This is a genomic window from Pseudomonas sp. NMI542_15 (genome assembly GCF_021283425.1).
GTDB classification, from domain to species: Bacteria; Pseudomonadota; Gammaproteobacteria; order Pseudomonadales; family Pseudomonadaceae; genus Aquipseudomonas; species Aquipseudomonas fortuita.
This window is the reverse complement of record NZ_JAJSRO010000002.1, coordinates 565,057-583,709: the sequence shown is the minus strand read 5'-3', so window position 1 is coordinate 583,709 and position 18,653 is coordinate 565,057. Positions and strand designations below refer to the sequence as shown.

Genomic DNA, 18,653 nt, shown 5'->3' with positions numbered 1-18,653 from the left:
AAAACAACAATGAGCGAAACAATCGACCGCCGCGTGACCCGTCTGGAGGTCCGCGTGGAGGCGCAAGAAAAAGAACTGGGCGTGGTCCAGAAGATGACAGAAGCCTTGAATGAGGCCCTGACCAACATCCAGGACAACCTCACTCAAATCAAATGGCTCGCCCTGGGCGTAGCTATCACCATGGCCGTGAACTACTTCGGCTTCCCCAAAGCACTCGAAATGGTAGTCCACCATGTCCTCGGATAGAGCAACCGAAAAGGAACTTGCAGTAGTCCACAACGAGTTCGCCGTGTGGTGCCTCGAAATCATGCGGGGTGTCCCCGTGACCATCGACGGCGAAGGTGTGATGGAGGACGGGAAGTTGGTGCGTTCGCCACCGGCACCGGCCTACCTCAACGTCATCCGCCAGTTCCTGAAAGACAACAAAATTGAGTCCCTGGCGCCCAAGGGCAGCACCATGGGCGACCTCAGCGACCTGCCTGTGTTCGATGACGACAACGTTATCGCGCTTCCGAGGTAGCGCCGAAGATCAGCTCATGACAGCCAGCCTTGACTTGTGGACGCAGGCGTATCATCGAAAGGTAGTACGCAGCAAGAGCCTGGCTCTCCGGCGTGTTCTTCGGTGCAAAAGGATTGAATTCCGAAATCCAGCACAGCATGTTCAGCGCCGTGAGCGTCTTGTAGAAGTTGATCGGATGGCCGTAATCGATATCCGCGTATGCGCCGTGGAGGATGCCGTTGCGGTTTGTCTTGTCCGGCAACGGATAGCGCTCGCTGTTTTCATAAAAGAAGGTCTCAAGGAAGGCCATGAATGAGCGAAGCATCGAATCGACCTCCTCATAATCTCCCAGCTTCTTTGTGCGGTTCTTCTCGATGGCGCATGTGGTGAGCGCTACCACCTTCTGCTTCATCGTCTTTCTGGCGCTAATGCCGTTGGCGAGGCCCAGTTTCACGATGGCCCCCTCAATGATGGGCATGAGCCCGGCCACTGCAATGTGATCTAACCCGAGCAAATGGGCTTCTATCGCCTCGCTAATGGTAATCGCGTATTCCTTGATAACCGGGGTTTGAGCATAGCGAGACACGACCATGGTGGCGAACCATGCGGGCGTGTAGACCTCCGACAGCACCGATACCAGTTTCGAGTCCATATCAGGAGATTGCTCTCGAACGATGTCTACCATCCGCCCGAGCATGTCCCTATTACAGAACGGCGGAATAATCAGGCCCTGGCGGCCTAGCTCCTCAGCGTAAAAATCTAGCGATCCCATTTCTCTACCAGTTCATTGGCCGTGTCTAGGCCAATATACCGTACTCAAAAACAACAATAACAGGTGCCCCCAGGCGCGTCCTGGGCGGCCTTGCGGCTATGCCTTGGCTCGCTCCTGCGCGGGCCCAAGGAGTCCCTTCGCCGTATGGCTGACCGCGTTAAAGTTCATCCCGCCCAGGAGGATTTTCGAAAGTTCATCTACCTGGTGTGGAAACACCTCAACCTTCCCGAACCTACTCCCGTCCAGTACGACATCGCCCGATACCTACAACACGGTCCCCGGCGATGCGTCATTGAAGCCTTCCGGGGTGTGGGAAAGTCATGGGTCACAGCCGCATTCGTGTGCTGGCTCCTGTGGCGAAACCCCCAACTCCGCATCCTGGTAGTGTCCGCCTCCAGCGCACGCGCCGATGCGTTCTCCACCTTCGTCAAACGCCTCATCCACGAAATGCCGTTGCTCCAGCACCTCAAGCCGGGGCCGGATCAGATCGACAAGATGGTGGCGTTTGAGGTTGCCCCCGCGCTTCCTGACCAGTCCCCTTCGGTTAAGTCCGTGGGCATCATGGGCCAGATCACTGGTTCCCGTGCCGACATCATCATTGCGGACGACATCGAAATTCCGAACAACTCTGCCACGCAGATGATGCGGGACAAGCTGTCCGAGGCCGTGAAGGAATTCGATGCGATCCTCAAGCCGCTCCAGTCGGCACGCATCATCTACCTGGGCACACCTCAGTGTGAGATGTCCTTGTACAACCGGCTCCCCGAACGCGGCTATGAAATCCGTGTGTGGCCCGCGCTGTACCCGACACTCCAGAAGGTGCCGCACTACAAGGGCAGCTTGGCCCCATTCATCACGCAAGCGATGGAAGCTGACCCAACACTTTCAGGCAAGCCCACGGACCCGCGAAGGTTCGATGAGAAAGACCTGATGGAGCGTATGGCCTCGTATGGCCGCGCTGGCTTTGCCCTCCAGTTCATGCTGGACACCAGCCTCAGTGACGGTGACAAGTTCCCACTCAAGGTCCAAGACCTGATGGTGATGAACCTCAACCCGATCATGGCTCACGTCAAGTTGGCCTGGGCTGCATCGCCTGAACTCTGCATCAACGATATGCCCACCGTTGCGCTCACCGGGGACCGCTTCTACCGGCCTATGTGGCACGCCAGCGAGATGAGCGAGTACACCGGATGCGTGATGGCTATTGACCCCTCGGGCCGTGGTCAAGACGAAACCGGCTATGCCGTGGTGAAAGTCCTCATGGGCAACCTGTTCCTGGTGGCCGCTGGGGGCCTCCGTGGTGGCTACTCCGATGAAACACTGGAGACGCTCGCCAAGATCGCCAAGGCGCACCAAGCAAACCACATCATCATCGAAGCCAACTTCGGTGACGGCATGTACACCAAGCTCTTCCAGCCGATCCTGCAGAAGCATCACCGCTGCCTGGTCGAAGAGGTGAAGCACTCGCAGCAGAAAGAGCAGCGCGTCATCGACACCCTGGAACCCGTCCTCACGCAGCACCGTCTCATCGTGGACCAGAAGCTGATTGAGCGGGACTTTGAGTCGGCCCAGGCAGACATCAAGTACAGCTTGTTCTACCAGCTCACGCGCCTCACACGCGACCGTGGGGCCTTGTCCCATGATGACCGGCTCGATGCCCTGGCGATGGCCGTAGCGTACTGGGTAGACCACATGGCTCGGGACAACGACAAGGCTGTCCAGGAGATACGGACCAAGAACATGGACGCTGAATTGAAGAAGTTCATGGGCCACGTACTGGGCCGCCCTCAGCGCAACAAAGGCTGGATGGGAGGCAACGCAGGGGCCCGGTAGCAATTGGTAAAGGCAAAGCGCCATAATCCTCCTTTCACATGGAGGTTAGTGATGCGACTTCTTATTGGATCGACACTCGTTGCGGCAGCGCTTACAGGATGCTCGGATGGCGGCGATCCTACGCTTGATGCTGCCAAACCCCAGATAGCCGCTCAGTTCCGCGATCCCGATGCTGTCCAGTTCAAGGACTTGAAGGTCGTAGGAACTGAGCCGCACCGGTATGTTTGCGGCGCTGTGAACGGAAAGAACGGGTTCGGGGCATACGTTGGGTTTACTCGTTTCACCGCTGATATCGAAGGGACGGGTAAGACCGTATCCGTCACCTACGTGGAAACGGAGGCCGAAGCGGTGAAGCGTGCGCAAGCAGCGCCAGGTGGCGAGAGTGGCCGTCAGATAATGACTTCCATCGTCGCTGCGCGACTAGCCTGCAAGTAAGCACGTTCCCTGCACGTTCGCCCCCAAGTCCCCAAGGGACCACAATAGGATGACGGAGACGTTCATCCGGGGGCTACATCACGGCTTACGTGGTGCCGGACACTGTTCGGACTGTAGGGAGACCTCAGTGTGTCCGTCATGGCTTGACTGCTGATGATGATGACCATTGGGAACCTTACCTCTCCACTCTCTTTATGGGGGGTAGGGGGGCTAACTGAGGTTTCCTAATGGTCTATCATGGAGATGCAGTCACTGATTCATCTCTAGTGGTCATTAAGTACCACCACCATCATCATCCCTCCTTTATATACCTTCACTGTACCCTCCACCCGCAGGGCTCTATAGTGCCGCCTCCAGCAGCCAAAGAGAGCCCCAATGCGCCTCCTCAAGACTGTCCAAGGGATTCACCTCCTGGGCATCCTCCTGGCCCCCGTGGGCTTCTTTATATACATCCTCATCATGCGTTACCTGACCTGGCACATGGACTCCCTCACGGCTTACGTGCGGTACGGCTCCAACGAAACCACCTGGGCCATAGCGAGCCTCTTAGTGGGCTGGCCTGGCGTCCCTGTAGTGCTGTGGTTCGTCCTGGGTCTCAAGGGCAAATGGCCCAAATGATTTTGTTGCAAAAATTTGAGAGCCCACCTCGAAATTGATAGGCCGCGACTACCCCCGGTGCCCCCAGCGAGCGGTCAGAATCCGCCCTCTGAGAACCCTCCGGGCAGGCCCCAAGTGGCCCAGCGGCAGCCCAATGTGTCCCGGAATGTGTCCCACATGGCCGGAAACCCCAGTAAACACAGGGCCTGTCACCAGATTAAGAATCCCGCGCTCCACCTTTCCAGCCTCACAGGCGGCCATCTTCGGCCCTTTGTGGGGCTTTTTTGGGCCCTCAGCGGCAAATCCTAAGCGTGTGGACGTTCGGCTATCTGTTTTTGCGCAGAGGGCTACACACAGCTCCAATCGTGATGGCAAAATGCTGCCCACGTATCGCTAGCGGCAGAGAGCCGGAGACAGGGGAAGTTATGGCAGTTAATTCGTTTCGTCCGCGCAAATATGAAGATCATGAAATCGTCGATCCTGAGGGCCGAGTGGTCGGCCACATCCGCGTAAAGCCAAGCGGCGTGCTTTGGTCTCCTAAAAACGGCAAAGGCTGGTATGGCGTACGTCTCGAAGCGTTCGCAGAGTTTATGGAAGAAAACGGCGAGAAGCAGACCAAGTGAATGGTCCCTGGAGGCGAGTCATGGCTGTCGATTGGAAAGGATTTATTGCGGTCGGTGCTGTAGCGCTCACCCTCCCTTCTGGTGCTTGGGCGCAATGGCGAGACGTAAGTTACAACGGCGTCATTCCCGCAGACTATGTTTACTGCAACAAGCAGAGCGACCTTGACGCGTTCGGGGCCGTTGCCCAGGACGGCGATCAAGCGGGCGCTGACCGGCTTGTGAGCCAGGGTCGCTGCCACGTCAGTTCGGGGATGCGTGTGGAGGTGTTCCAACAGAATGAGTACGCGGTCACCTTCCTTTCTCCGAGTGGTCGAGCCTTCTACACCTACACCAAGTTCGTGAGGAAGCGCTGACGCAAGTCATACGCAATCACACCTCAAGGGGCCCAATCGGGCCCTTTTTCGCGTCTGTACGTCGATTCTGGAGAATTCGCAGGGGCTAAGCCCGACAGAATCCGCGTAGAAGCGCGCCAAAATTACGAAAACACGTCATTTCCACAAATGGAAATAAATCACTTGCATGGGGTGTCGTTACCACATACGATATATTCACACGGTCGGAAGTGACTACGAACACACGCACTACCTGGAGCGACACAATGAAGATGTACGCAGCCTGCCTGGCCTCCTACAACAACGGCCACCTGCACGGCCGTTGGTTCGACCTGGAGGACTACGCGGACGCGGACGAGCTGAAACAGGCCATTGCGGTCTACGTCCTGCGCACCAGCCCATACCCTAACGTCACCGTTACCTGCCCAGCGTGCAGCGGTAAGAAGCCCGAGCAGTTCTTCTGCAGGTGCTGCGATAAGACCGGCCAGGTGGCTTCGGCAGAGGAATGGGCTGCACACGATTGGGATGGTGAGGGCTTGGCGACCTTTGGCGAATACCCGGACATACAGCGTGTCCTGAACCATGTGGAAATGGTCGAGATGCACGGCGAAGCCTGGGCTGCCTTCACTGCCTATCATGGCGGTTCTGTTACAGAAGATGACTTCCAGGCCGCCTACCGGGGCCATTACGACAGCGAAAAAGCCTTCGCAGAGGAGTGGTGCTGCGAGCTTCACGGCCTGAAAGGAGATGAATCTTTCTTTAACTGGATCGACTGGCAGCAGGCTTGGGACTGCGATCTGTCCCACACATTCGTCTATCAGGACGGCTACGTGTTCCTTAGCTCCTGGTAATTGTGACGAACTCCTCAAAATCGTTTCAGCGCTGCCCTCGGGAACTACCGGGGGCTTTTTCTATCGCCGACGAAAAGCACTGTATGAATTTACAGTGTAGCGGTTTCGCATCAGGGTGTTGAGGCGTAGACTCCCCGGATTTTTCGATTTTGTCTATGAGAAAGTATCTTCTAAGAGAAGTCGTTAGTCAGGCAAATGTCGCTTGAACAATACCTTTCCATTTGTGACAATTATCCGTCACAGGCTCACTAAAAGGATTCAAAGGCGTGTTTTTGACATTGTTCGGATGGGAATTCTTCCTCGAAACATATTCGCGTTCGGGAATGTTCCTTGACTATTACTTTTCCATCTGTGAGAATCATATCTGGCTCCTGGGCCTTCACTTGGTTTTCAACAAGGTGGTAGATAAGAAACATGGACAGCGCACAGATCACAAGCCTGGTCACGGCACTTGAGAAGTTCCACGACCTGGACCCCAAAATGCCGATTCGGCAAGTCATCTATTTGCTCACTCTTGCCCAGCAAAAAGAGCCTGTGGGCATTTCAGAAATGGCCGACTTGGTTGGGGTAGGTGTAGCTGTCGCATCCCGCTACGCTGCGAGCTATGGGCGTGGTGGGCGCACGGACGCTGGTTTGGGCTTCCTGGTCGCTAAGGAAGACCCGAACGATTGGCGTAAGAAGCAACTGGTGTTCACTGACGCCGGGCGCAAATTCATTGAAAGCTTGTTCGAATCAGAGGACAAAAATGCCCATATACAGGAAGGGAAATAGATACCTAGTTTCACTCGGGTCACGCAACGACCGCTACAGACAAACGTTCGCCACAGAGGAAGAGGCGAAGGCCGATGAGGCTAGAGAGCTAGCAAGGAGGGCCACGCTACCCAAGGCGGTACGTGGCGAAGGCACCGGCACCATCTCCCCGCTGAAATCCCGCAAGACCCTTCAAGAAGCCTACGACCTGACATTCCGCCTGGAGTGGAAGGGTGGCAAGTCTGAAAAAACGATGACACTCAATGGCGGCAACGTGCTGAAAGCACTTGGGGCCGACACGCTGCTGAGCGATATCACGACCGAGGCCATCACCGAAATGGTCCTGGAGTTTGAGGACTTGGGCAACTCTGGTTCGACCGTGAACCGCAAGCTGTCGCTTCTTTCTATGGTCCTCAAGACCGCTGTGAACCACAACTGGCTCCTCAGCGTGCCACGTATGATCCGCCGTAAAGAGGGCAAGCACCGTATCCGCTGGATGAACACGGAGGAGGAGGGCAACGTCCTAAAGGCGTGCCAGCACCTGGGGCTCAACTGCCTTCACGACTTCATCATTGTGGCGGTCGATACAGGGTTCCGCCGTGCTGAACTCCTCGGGCTCAGTGCTCCTGACTTCCAGGAAGGGATGATTCACCTGTACGCCGGACAGACCAAGAACGGAGACGCCCGTGCCATCCCGGCTACCAGTCGCGTGGCGCGCATCCTGCACCGCAGGCGGATGAACCTGACTACCTTTGAAGGGCTCACCGTTTCGTCTTTGCGTCACCAGTGGGCCACTCTGCGCGCCTACATGGGCATGGAAGAAGACCCGCAGTTCATCGTTCACATGCTTCGCCACACCTGCGCTTCGCGCCTGGTACAGCGCGGCGTCCCATTGGCCTCCGTCCAGCATTGGATGGGCCACAAGAACATCAACACGACACTCCGGTACGCGCATCTGGCACCGGAAAATCTGATGCAGGCGCGCAATGCGCTAGAGGCAGCACCGGCACAGCCGACCGCTTTTGAGTCGGTAGAGCGCGACACGTTCTTCAACTATGGTGAGGCTACAACGGCCTAGTTGGGACACATTTTCTGATTCGTGGCTCGGGCAGAGTAGGCCCTGAGCGGCGACCGTGGGCCCACCCAAAACGGGGCGGGACACACCGGGACACATGGGGACACTTGGGACACGAATTTAGCGTTGCATAGTGTGTCCCACCTGTGTAAGATGCGCGCCAAGCCCTTGTATCTAAAGGGTTTCGCGAATTGACCAAGCTCTGGCACCAGATTTAGGTTCCAGCGGCGCAAGCTGTAAGAGTTCGAGTCTCTTCGTCCGCACCATGCTTCTGTAAAGCTGTACCGCAACATCGCAAGACCGCAATATGGTGGGCGTAGCTCAGTTGGTAGAGCGCTGGATTGTGATTCCAGTTGTCGTGGGTTCGATTCCCATCGTCCACCCCATATTTCAGAAAAGGCGCCTTGATCGTGAGATCGGGCGCCTTTTTGTTTTGGCGCTGTGCGTGCCTTCCATGCGCTGAAAATGTCGTGGCGAACGCCCTCACCGCCAATTCACATCCGCCCCCTTGCAATCCTCTAGTGGCATCCCAATAAAAGCTGTTAGATTTCAGCCGGTTGAAACACCGGTCTTTTGGCCGGCAGAGGAACAGCCGAATGATCGCAAAAGAATCCCGTCAGGCCCTGGCGCTACAGCGCTTCGCAGAGGCCAACCCGCAGTTGCTCGAGGAGATCCGCGAGCTGGATGCGCGCGAGCAGGCCCAGCAAATCGAGTGGGCGTTCGAGGACGCGGCCGAGGAGCAGGGCGTTCAGCCCTGGGAATTGGCGCTGCAATTGGTTGCCGAAACCCCGGAGCAGCTGCAGGCCATGCGCCTGGAGACGCACCGCGAGGTGGCCGAGGCGCTGGGGATGGAGTGGGAAGAATATTGCCAGTTCAACGAAATCGAACCTGAATAAAGGCAGCGATTTCGCCACTGGCAGTTGTTTGACAAGGTATTTCGGCTACAGGGCGCTACGGGCGCCGTGCGGCCCCTATTGGAAGCAGGCCTGGCGGTATGCCGTGCGGGCCATGAAAGTTAATCGACCGGCGTGGTTTCCCGTCGTCCCGAGTGGGGTGACTTCTGCTGCGCGACTCACTAGAATGCTTGCCCTTGATTCTGGAGTCGGGCTAACGCCGGCTAACGTCTGTGCAACGAGGAATATCCATGCAAGTTTCTGTTGAAAACACTTCCGCTCTCGAGCGCCGCATGACCATCGCCGTTCCGGCCGAGCGCGTCGAGAACGAAGTCAACAAGCGTCTGCAGCAGACTGCCAAGCGCGCCAAGATTGCGGGCTTCCGTCCTGGTAAAGTGCCGATGAACGTGATCCGTCAGCGTTTCGAAGCTGATGCCCGTCAAGAGGCTTTCGGTGACCTGGTCCAGGCATCCTTCTACGAAGCCATCGTCGAGCAGAAGCTGAACCCGGCCGGCGCCCCCGCTGTAGAGCCGAAGTCCTTCGAAAAGGGCAAGGACCTGGAATTCGTCGCCATCTTCGAAGTGTTCCCGGAGTTCACCGTTGCCGGCCTCGAGTCGATCAGCGTCGAGCGCCTGAGCGCCGAAGTGGCTGACGCCGACCTGGACAACATGCTGGAAGTGCTGCGCAAGCAGAACACCCGTTTCGAGGCTGTCGAGCGCGCCGCGCAGAACGACGACCAGGTCAACATCGACTTCGTCGGCAAGGTCGACGGTGAAGTGTTCGCGGGTGGTTCGGCCAAGGGCACTCCGCTGGTGCTGGGTTCCGGCCGCATGATCCCGGGCTTCGAAGAAGGCCTGGTTGGCGCCAAGGCTGGCGAAGAGCGCGTTGTCAACGTGACCTTCCCAGAGGACTATCAGAACCTGGACCTGGCTGGCAAGGCTGCCGAGTTCACCATCACCGTCAACAGTGTTGCCGCCCCTGTGCTGCCAGAGCTGAACGAAGAGTTCTTCGCCCAGTTCGGTATCAAAGAGTCGACCCTGGAAGGCTTCCGCACCGAAGTTCGCAAGAACATGGAGCGTGAACTGCGCCAAGCGATCAAGACCAAGGTGAAGAACCAGGTCATGGACGGTCTGCTGGCCGCCAACCCGATCGAAGTGCCAAAGGCTTTGCTGGAAAACGAAGTCAACCGTCTGCGCGTGCAGGCCGTTCAGCAGTTCGGTGGCAACATCAAGCCTGAGCAGCTGCCAGTTGAGCTGTTCGAAGAGCAAGCCAAGCGCCGCGTAGTGCTGGGCCTGATCGTGGCCGAAGTGGTCAAGCAGTTCGAGCTGAAGCCGGATGACGCCAAGGTTCGCGAGATGATCGAAGAAATGGCTTCGGCTTACCAAGAGCCTGAGCAGGTCATCGCCTGGTACTACAAGAACGACCAGCAGATGAACGAAGTCCGTTCGGTTGTGCTGGAAGAGCAAGTTGTAGATACTGTCCTGCAGAAAGCGACTGTGACCGACAAGTCGGTCTCGTACGAAGAAGCCGTAAAACCAGCTGAGGCACCTGCCGCTGCTGAGTAACGGGCTTCTCTCGTAGGAAACCCCCACAAGCCAGCCTTCGAGCTGGCTTGTGCGTATTCAAGCCATGACTATTTGGGAGTGAGCGCAGGACATGTCCCGCAATTCTTATATTCAGCAGAGCTCTGACATCCAGGCCGCAGGCGGCCTGGTCCCGATGGTTATCGAGCAGTCCGCCCGTGGCGAACGTGCCTACGACATTTACTCGCGCCTGTTGAAGGAGCGAGTGATCTTCCTGGTCGGTCCTGTAGAAGACTACATGGCCAACCTGGTAGTGGCGCAGATGCTGTTCCTGGAAGCGGAAAACCCGGACAAGGATATCCATCTTTACATCAACTCCCCAGGCGGCTCGGTGACTGCTGGCATGTCGATCTACGACACCATGCAATTCATCAAGCCGGATGTCTCGACCATCTGCATCGGCCAGGCCTGCAGCATGGGTGCCTTCCTGTTGACCGCCGGTGCCAAGGGCAAGCGTCATTGCCTGCCTAACTCGCGGGTGATGATTCACCAGCCGCTGGGCGGCTTCCAGGGCCAGGCTACCGACATCCAGATCCACGCCCAGGAAATCCTCAGCATCAAGGCGCGTCTCAACGAGCTGCTGGCCTATCACACCGGCCAGGACCTCGAGACCATCCAGCGTGACACTGAGCGTGACAACTTCATGAGCGCCTCGCGCGCGGCCGAGTACGGCCTGATCGACTCGGTCTACGACAAGCGGCAACTGGCCTCCTGAACCGGGGCGCCAGAGCAGGCAGGCGCGCAAACCGCCTGCCTGCGGACTTGAAAAAGCCCGCAATTGCCTTCATCTTGTGTTGCAAGCCTACCGGATTGGATCGATCGAATGACTGACACCCGTAACGGCGAGGACAGCGGCAAATTGCTCTATTGCTCCTTCTGCGGCAAAAGCCAGCATGAAGTGCGCAAATTGATTGCCGGGCCCTCGGTATTTATCTGCGACGAGTGCGTCGACCTGTGCAACGACATCATCCGTGAGGAGGTGCAGGAAGCCCAGGCCGAGAGCAGCGCGCACAAATTGCCTTCGCCGAAAGAAATCAGCGGCATCCTTGACCAGTATGTTATTGGTCAGGAGCGCGCGAAGAAGGTGCTTGCCGTAGCGGTGTATAACCACTACAAGCGCCTGAACCAGCGTGACAAGAAGGGTGACGAAGTCGAACTGGGCAAGAGCAACATCCTGCTCATCGGGCCGACCGGCTCGGGCAAGACCCTGCTCGCCGAAACCCTGGCACGCCTGTTGAACGTACCGTTCACCATTGCTGACGCCACCACCCTGACCGAGGCCGGTTATGTGGGTGAGGACGTCGAGAACATCATTCAGAAGCTGTTGCAGAAGTGCGACTACGATGTGGAAAAGGCCCAGATGGGCATTGTCTACATTGACGAAATCGACAAGATCTCGCGCAAGTCGGACAACCCGTCCATCACCCGTGACGTCTCGGGCGAGGGCGTGCAGCAGGCGCTGTTGAAACTGATCGAGGGCACTGTGGCCTCGGTGCCGCCGCAAGGCGGGCGTAAACACCCGCAACAGGAATTCCTGCAGGTTGATACCCGCAATATCCTGTTCATTTGCGGTGGCGCGTTCTCGGGTCTGGAAAAAGTCATCCAGGGCCGCTCCACCAAGGGTGGCATCGGTTTTGGCGCAGAAGTGCGCAGCAAGGAAGAGGGCAAGAAGGTTGGCGAGTCCCTGCGTGAGGTCGAGCCGGACGATCTGGTCAAGTTTGGCCTGATTCCGGAATTCGTCGGCCGTCTGCCGGTGCTGGCTACCCTCGACGAGCTGGACGAGGCTGCATTGATGCAGATCCTCACCGAGCCGAAGAATGCTCTGACCAAGCAGTATGCCAAGCTGTTCGAGATGGAAAGCGTCGACCTCGAGTTCCGCAGCGATGCGCTCAAGGCCGTTGCCCGCAAGGCCCTGGAGCGCAAGACTGGCGCCCGTGGCCTGCGTTCGATCCTCGAAGGCGTGCTGCTCGACACCATGTACGAGATCCCTTCCAAAAAGGATGTCAGCAAGGTGGTGATCGACGAGAGCGTCATCGAAGGCACCTCGCAGCCGCTGATGATCTACGAAAACAGCGAGCCGCAAGCCAAGGCCGCGCCAGACGCCTGATTCAGGCAATGGCCGGTGGCGGTTGCAAGCAAGAAGGGGGCCTACGGGCCCCTTTCTGCTTTTCCTGCGCTAGCGCTTGTAATTTCCCAGGCATGCCCCCACATTAGGTCCAAGCATCATTTCCACCGGTTTCCGGCCATAAGGCCGCTGTAGAGGCGAAATCATGAAGACAACCCTCGACTTGCCTCTTTTGCCATTGCGCGATGTCGTTGTTTACCCGCACATGGTTATCCCGCTGTTCGTGGGGCGCGAAAAGTCCATCGAAGCCCTCGAGGCAGCGATGACGGGCGAAAAGCAGATCCTCCTGCTTGCCCAGAAAAACCCGGCCGACGACGACCCGGGCGAGGACGCCCTGTATCGTGTCGGTACCGTTGCCACCGTACTCCAACTGCTGAAACTGCCTGATGGCACCGTCAAGGTGCTGGTCGAGGGCGAGCAGCGCGGCGCCGTCGAACGTTTCACCGAAGTAGAAGGGCACATCCGTGCCGAAGTCTCCCTGATCGACGAAACCGACGCCGCCGAGCGCGAGTCGGAAGTGTTCGTGCGCACCTTGCTGTCGCAATTCGAGCAGTACGTGCAACTGGGCAAGAAAGTCCCTGCCGAGGTGCTGTCTTCGCTGAACAGCATCGAGGAGCCAGGGCGTCTGGTCGATACCATGGCCGCCCACATGGCCCTGAAGATCGAGCAGAAGCAGGAAATTCTCGAAATTGTCGATCTGACTACCCGTGTCGAGCACGTATTGGCGCTGCTGGATGCTGAAATCGACCTGCTGCAGGTTGAAAAGCGCATCCGCGGCCGGGTCAAGAAGCAGATGGAGCGCAGCCAGCGCGAGTACTACCTGAATGAGCAGATGAAGGCCATTCAGAAAGAGCTCGGTGATGGCGATGAAGGCCACAACGAAGTCGAAGAGCTGAAAAAGCGCATCGAAGCCGCTGGCCTGCCCAAGGATGCCCTGGCCAAGGCCCAGGCAGAGCTGAACAAGCTCAAGCAGATGTCGCCAATGTCGGCCGAGGCCACTGTGGTGCGCTCGTACCTCGACTGGCTCGTGCAGGTGCCTTGGAAAGCCCAGAGCAAGGTGCGTCTGGACCTGACAAAGGCCGAGGAAATCCTCGATGCCGACCACTACGGCCTGGAAGAGGTCAAGGAACGCATTCTCGAGTACCTTGCCGTGCAGAAGCGCGTCAAGAAAATCCGCGGGCCGGTGCTCTGCCTTGTTGGCCCGCCTGGCGTCGGCAAGACCTCGCTGGCTGAATCGATCGCTGCTGCCACCAACCGCAAGTTCGTGCGCATGGCCCTCGGTGGCGTGCGTGACGAGGCAGAGATCCGTGGCCACCGCCGTACCTACATCGGCTCCATGCCTGGCCGTCTGATCCAGAAGATGACCAAGGTGGGGGTGCGCAACCCGCTGTTCCTGCTCGACGAAATCGACAAGATGGGCAGCGACATGCGTGGCGACCCGGCCTCGGCACTGCTTGAAGTGCTCGACCCTGAGCAGAACCACAATTTCAACGACCACTACCTGGAAGTCGACTACGACCTCTCGGACGTGATGTTCCTGTGCACCTCGAACTCGATGAATATCCCGCCGGCGCTGCTCGACCGGATGGAAGTCATCCGCCTGCCGGGCTACACCGAAGACGAGAAGATCAACATCGCGGTCAAATACCTGGTGCCCAAGCAGGTCAAGGCCAACGGCCTGAAGAAGGACGAGCTGGAGGTCGATGTCTCGGCGATCCGCGACATCATCCGCTATTACACCCGCGAAGCCGGTGTGCGTGGGCTGGAGCGGCAAATTGCCAAGGTCTGCCGCAAGGTCGTCAAGGAACATACCGGGCAGAAGCTGGTCAAGGTCAAGGTGGCCAGCGAGCAGCTGGAGCACCTGCTGGGTGTGCGCAAGTTCCGTTACGGCCTGGCCGAGCAGCAGGACCAGATCGGTCAGGTCACCGGCCTGGCCTGGACCCAGGTGGGTGGCGAGCTGCTGACCATCGAGGCCGTGGTCATTCCTGGCAAGGGCCAACTGATCAAGACCGGCTCGCTGGGCGATGTGATGGTCGAGTCGATCACCGCCGCACAGACCGTGGTGCGCAGCCGCGCCCGCAGCCTGGGGATTGCCGCCGACTTCCACGAGAAGCGCGACGTGCACATTCACATGCCGGAAGGCGCCACGCCGAAGGACGGCCCAAGCGCGGGTATCGGCATGTGCACTGCACTGGTGTCGGCGCTGACGCAGATTCCGGTACGTGCCGACGTGGCCATGACCGGCGAAATCACCCTGCGTGGCCAGGTACTGGCCATTGGCGGGTTGAAGGAAAAACTGCTGGCGGCACACCGTGGCGGCATCAAGACGGTGATCATTCCAGAGGAGAATGTTCGCGATCTGAAGGAGATTCCGGAAAATATCAAACAGGATCTTCAGATCAAACCGGTCAAATGGATTGACGAAGTCCTGCAAATTGCGCTGCAATACGCCCCGGAGCCCTTGCCAGATGTGGCTCCTGAGATTGTCGCGAAAGATGAAAAGCGCGACGGCGATGCTAAGGAAAGAATCAGCACGCATTAGTAGTTTTTGGCTGGGGGGCTTTCCTTGACAGTTTTTTCGGGCCCTTGCTATAAAGCGGCACGCTATTGTCATCAGGCCACCCAGCGCACGTTTCATAAGCTTTTCATTACATACTTAGAAACAAACTCATTAGAGAAATAAGGGGACTTAGAGTGAACAAGTCGGAACTGATTGACGCTATCGCTGCATCGGCTGACATTTCCAAAGCTACCGCAGGTAAGGCTTTGGACGCTGTGATCGACTCCGTAACCGGTGCCCTGAAAGCAGGCGACGACGTCGTTCTGGTTGGCTTCGGTACCTTCTCGGTCAAGGACCGCGCCGAACGTACTGGCCGCAACCCTCAAACCGGTAAGGCCATCAAGATCGAAGCCGCCAAGGTTCCAGGTTTCAAGGCTGGCAAAGGCCTGAAAGACGCCGTCAACTAAGTCGTCTTTCAGCCGGCCCCGGCCTTGCCGGGTCCGAGCACGCTGAAGGCGGGGCGCAAACGTTCCCGCCTGACACGTTTGCTAAGAAAAGGCGCATCCTCGGATGCGCCTTTCTTTTATCAGGATTCTACCCACGCTCCGCGGTTGTCGACGCAGTGGTACAGCCGTTTCTGGGGGACGCATGCTGCAAAATATCAGGGACAATTCACAAGGTTGGATTGCCAAGACCATCATCGGCCTTATCGTCGTCTTGATGGCGTTGACCGGTTTCGAAGCCATTTTCCAGGCCGCCACCCATAGCCAGGACGCCGCCAAGGTGAACGGCCAGACCATCAGCCAGAACGAGCTGGGGCAGGCTGCCGACATGCAGCGCCGTCAGTTGATGCAACAGTTGGGCAAGGATTTCGACCCAGCGCTGCTGGATGACAAATTGCTGCGTGAAGAGGCGCTCAAGGGCCTGATCAGCCGCAAGTTGCTGCTGCAAGGCGCCGAAGATGCCAAGTTTGCCTTCTCCGAGGCTGCGCTGGATCAGGTGATCCTGCAAACCCCGGAGTTCCAGGTGGACGGCAAGTTCAGTGCTGACCGCTTCGACCAGGTCATCCGCCAAATGGGTTACGGCCGCATGCAGTTCCGCGACATGCTCGCCGAGGAAATGCTCATCGGCCAGCTGCGCACCGGCCTGGCCGGCAGCAGTTTTGTCACCGACCAGCAGGTCGATGCCTTCGCTCGCCTGGAGAAGCAGACCCGTGACTTCGCCTCCCTGACCTTCAAGGCCGACCCGGCTGCGGTCAAGGTCAGCGACGAAGAGGTCAAGGCGCATTACGAGCAGCACGCCAAGGAGTTCATGTCGCCTGACCAGGTGGTGATCGACTACATCGAACTGAAGAAGTCGGCGTTCTTCGACCAGGTCAAGGTGACCGACGAAGAGCTCAAGGCCCAGTACGAGAAGGAAATCGCCAACCTGGCCGAGCAACGCCATGCCGCGCACATCCTCATCGAGGTCAACGACAAGGTCACCGACGCCCAGGCCAAGGCCCGTGCCGAAGAGATCGAGCAGCGCCTGGCCAAGGGTGAAAGCTTTGCCGCGTTGGCCAAGGAGTTCTCCCAGGACCCGGGTTCGGCCAGCAGCGGTGGTGACCTCGGCTTTGCCGGCCCGGGTGTCTACGACCCGGCGTTCGAGGACGCGCTGTACAAGCTGCAGGACGGCCAGGTCTCGGCGCCAGTGCGCACCGAGTTTGGCTACCACCTGATCAAGCTGCTGGGTGTGCAGGCGCCTGAGGTGCCGAGCTTCGCCAGCTTGAAGGACAAACTGACCCGTGACCTGAAAATCCCGCTGGTCGAGCAGCGTTACGTCGATGCCAGCAAGCAGCTGCAGGATGCTGCCTACGAGGCTTCCGACCTGGCCCAGCCGGCTCAGGACCTGAACCTCAAGGTGCAGACCTCTGCAGCCTTTGGGCGCGAGGGTGGTGAAGGCATTACCGCCAACCGTTCGGTGGTGCAGGCTGCGTTCTCCGAAGAAGTGCTGGAGGAGGCTGCCAACAGCACCGCGATCGAGCTCGACCCGGAGACCACCGTGGTATTGCGCGTCAAGGAGCACCGCAAGCCGGAGCAACTGCCGCTGGAAGCGGTGGCCAGCAACATCCGCGAACACCTGGCCAAAGAGAAGGCGACTGCCGAGCTGAAGGCCAAGGCGGACAAGCTGATTGCTGGCCTGCGTGATGGCTCCATCGCCGCAGGCAGCGTGCACGAAGGGCAAGGCTGGAAGGCCCATGAAGCAGTCACCCGTGGCGAGGACGGTATTGATCCGGCCGAACTGCAGGCGCTGTTCCGCCTGGGCAAGCCGCAAGCCAAGGACAAGCCGGTGTATGGCAGCGTAGTGCTGCGTGACGGTAGCCTGGTGGTGCTGCAGCTCAAGGGTGTCAACGAAGGCGCTACCGCCACCGACGAAGAGAAGCAGCAGATCCGCCGCTACCTCGCATCGCGTGCTGGTCAGCAGGACTTCGCGGCGTACCGCAAGCAGCTGGAAGCCAATGCTGACATCACCCGTTACTGAGGTGGTTGCTGCATGAAGGAACAGGCCGCCTCGTGCGGCCTGTTTCGTTTCAGTACCTGTGGGGGCGGGCTACCGCGAAGAGAGCGGCACAGGTGCTATAGCGCTTAGCGCTTCACCCCTTCGTGGTTATCCAGCGTATCCCGCGCAATTTCCCGTCCCAGGGCAATCAGCTCGGGCGCCTTGTAGAACTCGAAGAATCGGCACACCCGTTTGGGCACGTTGATCAGCACGTCCGGTGGGTAGCCGGCGATCTTGTATTGCGCCAGCGAAGTCTGCATGACCTCGAAGCTCTGGTTGATCAGGTCCAGCAGCGAAGCAGGCCCCACGTTGTCGATGATGAACGAGCCGGTCGCCGATTTTGGCGCGCCCTCGCGTTCCGGTGCCGCCGCCGGTTGTTGGCCTTCCGGGTCGGCGGCATCTGCCAGCCAAGGGTTTGGCGGTGCCAGGCCATCGGCAGCGATCTCCTGTTCGATACGCATCAGCTCTTCCGCCGGCTTGCGCCGGAATGGCAGGCGAGAGCCCAATGAGCTCAGCAAGGAGTCAAAACGCATCTTGAACGCCGCAGGGCGCTCAATCACCGGTAACTGGTATTGCTTCTGATTGGTGGCGTTGAGGTTGACCGCGATGATCAGGTCGCAGTGGCTGGATACCACAGGCACAATCGGCAGCGGGTTGAGGATGCCCCCGTCGACCAGCATACGGTTGCCCTGCATCACAGGGGTGAACAGGCTTGGGATGGCCGCCGAGGCGCGCATGGCCTGGTGCAGGCAGCCTTCCTGGAACCAGATTTCCTGTTGGTTGGTGAGGTCGGTTGCAACCGCTGTATAGGGGATGCGCAATTGCTCGATGTTGATTTCGCCGACGATCTTGCGGATTTGCCCGAACACCTTGTCGCCACGAATGGCACCGAGGCGAAAGCTGACGTCGACCAGGCGCAGTACATCCAGGTAATCGAGGCTCTCGATCCAGTTGCGATAGTCGCTCAGCTTGCCGGCGGCATAGATGCCGCCAACCACTGCACCCATGGAGCAGCCGGCAATGCAGGCAATGTCGTAGCCGCGCCGCTCGATTTCTTCAATCACACCGATGTGTGCATACCCCCGGGCTCCGCCTGAGCCCAGTACCAGTGCCACGCGTTTGCTCATGAATATTCCCCGTCCAGTGCAACCATGGTCCTACAATGCACCCATCACAGGCTGTGCTTCAATGTAGATCGCGCTGAGCTACTGTAATAAAACCGGCCAGGCACAGTTGGCCGGGTAAGG

At 58.4% G+C, this 18,653-nt stretch carries 19 protein-coding genes and 1 tRNA gene; 18 read left to right on the top strand and 2 right to left on the bottom strand.

The genetic code is table 11. The annotated features are described in order from the left end of the window. Nucleotides 1-9: 9 nt before the first annotated feature. Both LU684_RS05880 and LU684_RS05875 read left to right on the top strand, forming a co-directional pair. Nucleotides 10-246, top strand: a complete 237-nt coding sequence (locus tag LU684_RS05880; protein ID WP_060518943.1) for a hypothetical protein — start codon at nt 10-12, stop codon at nt 244-246. After that, nucleotides 233-520 (top strand): hypothetical protein, encoded by a 288-nt coding sequence (locus LU684_RS05875; RefSeq protein WP_060518941.1) that lies wholly within the window; start codon nt 233-235, stop codon nt 518-520. Before LU684_RS05880 ends, LU684_RS05875 begins: the two co-directional genes overlap by 14 nt. On the opposite strand, the gene LU684_RS05870 is transcribed toward LU684_RS05875, so the two are convergent. Then, nucleotides 501-1,271 (bottom strand): hypothetical protein, encoded by a 771-nt coding sequence (locus LU684_RS05870; protein ID WP_060518939.1) that lies wholly within the window; start codon nt 1,269-1,271, stop codon nt 501-503. The genes LU684_RS05875 and LU684_RS05870 overlap by 20 nt on opposite strands. A gap of 144 nt (nt 1,272-1,415) precedes the next feature. Between LU684_RS05870 and terL the strand changes: the two genes are divergently transcribed. From terL to LU684_RS05790, 16 genes are all read left to right on the top strand, one after another. Continuing rightward, complete coding sequence (gene terL, locus LU684_RS05865; protein ID WP_060518937.1) at nt 1,416-3,104, top strand: phage terminase large subunit; 1,689 nt, start codon at nt 1,416-1,418, stop codon at nt 3,102-3,104. Nucleotides 3,105-3,155: 51 nt separating this feature from the next. Next, nucleotides 3,156-3,539, top strand: coding sequence for a hypothetical protein (locus tag LU684_RS05860; protein ID WP_060518935.1), 384 nt, complete (start codon nt 3,156-3,158; stop codon nt 3,537-3,539). 375 nt (nt 3,540-3,914) lie between these two features. Beyond that, nucleotides 3,915-4,157: a hypothetical protein gene (locus LU684_RS05855; protein WP_060518933.1), complete on the top strand. Its 243-nt coding sequence runs from the start codon at nt 3,915-3,917 to the stop codon at nt 4,155-4,157. 404 nt (nt 4,158-4,561) lie between these two features. Continuing rightward, nucleotides 4,562-4,759 (top strand): hypothetical protein, encoded by a 198-nt coding sequence (locus LU684_RS05850; RefSeq protein ID WP_126404369.1) that lies wholly within the window; start codon nt 4,562-4,564, stop codon nt 4,757-4,759. Between the two features lie 20 nt (nt 4,760-4,779). Then, nucleotides 4,780-5,112 (top strand): hypothetical protein, encoded by a 333-nt coding sequence (locus tag LU684_RS05845; RefSeq protein ID WP_061405621.1) that lies wholly within the window; start codon nt 4,780-4,782, stop codon nt 5,110-5,112. Between the two features lie 245 nt (nt 5,113-5,357). Further along, a complete protein-coding gene (locus LU684_RS05840; RefSeq protein ID WP_010953266.1) occupies nt 5,358-5,942 on the top strand; it encodes an antirestriction protein ArdA in 585 nt (194 codons plus the stop codon). A gap of 414 nt (nt 5,943-6,356) precedes the next feature. Beyond that, the gene (locus LU684_RS05835) at nt 6,357-6,713 is read left to right on the top strand and encodes a hypothetical protein (protein ID WP_010953267.1); all 357 of its coding nucleotides are present in this window, start codon (nt 6,357-6,359) and stop codon (nt 6,711-6,713) included. Continuing rightward, nucleotides 6,688-7,770, top strand: a complete 1,083-nt coding sequence (locus LU684_RS05830) for a tyrosine-type recombinase/integrase (protein ID WP_049587561.1) — start codon at nt 6,688-6,690, stop codon at nt 7,768-7,770. The genes LU684_RS05835 and LU684_RS05830 overlap by 26 nt, the downstream gene beginning before the upstream one ends. A 307-nt stretch (nt 7,771-8,077) precedes the next feature. Then, nucleotides 8,078-8,153: transfer RNA gene (locus LU684_RS05825), tRNA-His, on the top strand. A 210-nt stretch (nt 8,154-8,363) separates the two neighbouring features. Next, nucleotides 8,364-8,663 carry a DUF6388 family protein gene (locus LU684_RS05820; RefSeq protein WP_232894250.1) on the top strand — a complete coding sequence of 100 codons (300 nt, stop codon included), beginning with the start codon at nt 8,364-8,366 and terminating at the stop codon, nt 8,661-8,663. Nucleotides 8,664-8,911: 248 nt separating this feature from the next. Then, nucleotides 8,912-10,225 (top strand): trigger factor, encoded by a 1,314-nt coding sequence (gene tig, locus LU684_RS05815; RefSeq protein ID WP_016485884.1) that lies wholly within the window; start codon nt 8,912-8,914, stop codon nt 10,223-10,225. Between the two features lie 91 nt (nt 10,226-10,316). Then, nucleotides 10,317-10,958 carry an ATP-dependent Clp endopeptidase proteolytic subunit ClpP gene (clpP, locus tag LU684_RS05810; RefSeq protein ID WP_012271562.1) on the top strand — a complete coding sequence of 214 codons (642 nt, stop codon included), beginning with the start codon at nt 10,317-10,319 and terminating at the stop codon, nt 10,956-10,958. Between the two features lie 108 nt (nt 10,959-11,066). Further along, nucleotides 11,067-12,350: an ATP-dependent Clp protease ATP-binding subunit ClpX gene (gene clpX / locus LU684_RS05805; RefSeq protein ID WP_016485885.1), complete on the top strand. Its 1,284-nt coding sequence runs from the start codon at nt 11,067-11,069 to the stop codon at nt 12,348-12,350. A gap of 163 nt (nt 12,351-12,513) precedes the next feature. After that, nucleotides 12,514-14,910, top strand: a complete 2,397-nt coding sequence (gene lon / locus LU684_RS05800; RefSeq protein WP_060518931.1) for an endopeptidase La — start codon at nt 12,514-12,516, stop codon at nt 14,908-14,910. Between the two features lie 152 nt (nt 14,911-15,062). Further along, a complete protein-coding gene (locus tag LU684_RS05795; protein ID WP_016485887.1) occupies nt 15,063-15,335 on the top strand; it encodes an HU family DNA-binding protein in 273 nt (90 codons plus the stop codon). Between the two features lie 181 nt (nt 15,336-15,516). Continuing rightward, the gene (locus tag LU684_RS05790) at nt 15,517-17,388 is read left to right on the top strand and encodes a SurA N-terminal domain-containing protein (protein ID WP_016485888.1); all 1,872 of its coding nucleotides are present in this window, start codon (nt 15,517-15,519) and stop codon (nt 17,386-17,388) included. A gap of 104 nt (nt 17,389-17,492) precedes the next feature. On the opposite strand, the gene LU684_RS05785 is transcribed toward LU684_RS05790, so the two are convergent. Next, nucleotides 17,493-18,533 carry a patatin-like phospholipase family protein gene (locus LU684_RS05785; RefSeq protein WP_016485889.1) on the bottom strand — a complete coding sequence of 347 codons (1,041 nt, stop codon included), beginning with the start codon at nt 18,531-18,533 and terminating at the stop codon, nt 17,493-17,495. Nucleotides 18,534-18,653: the final 120 nt, after the last annotated feature.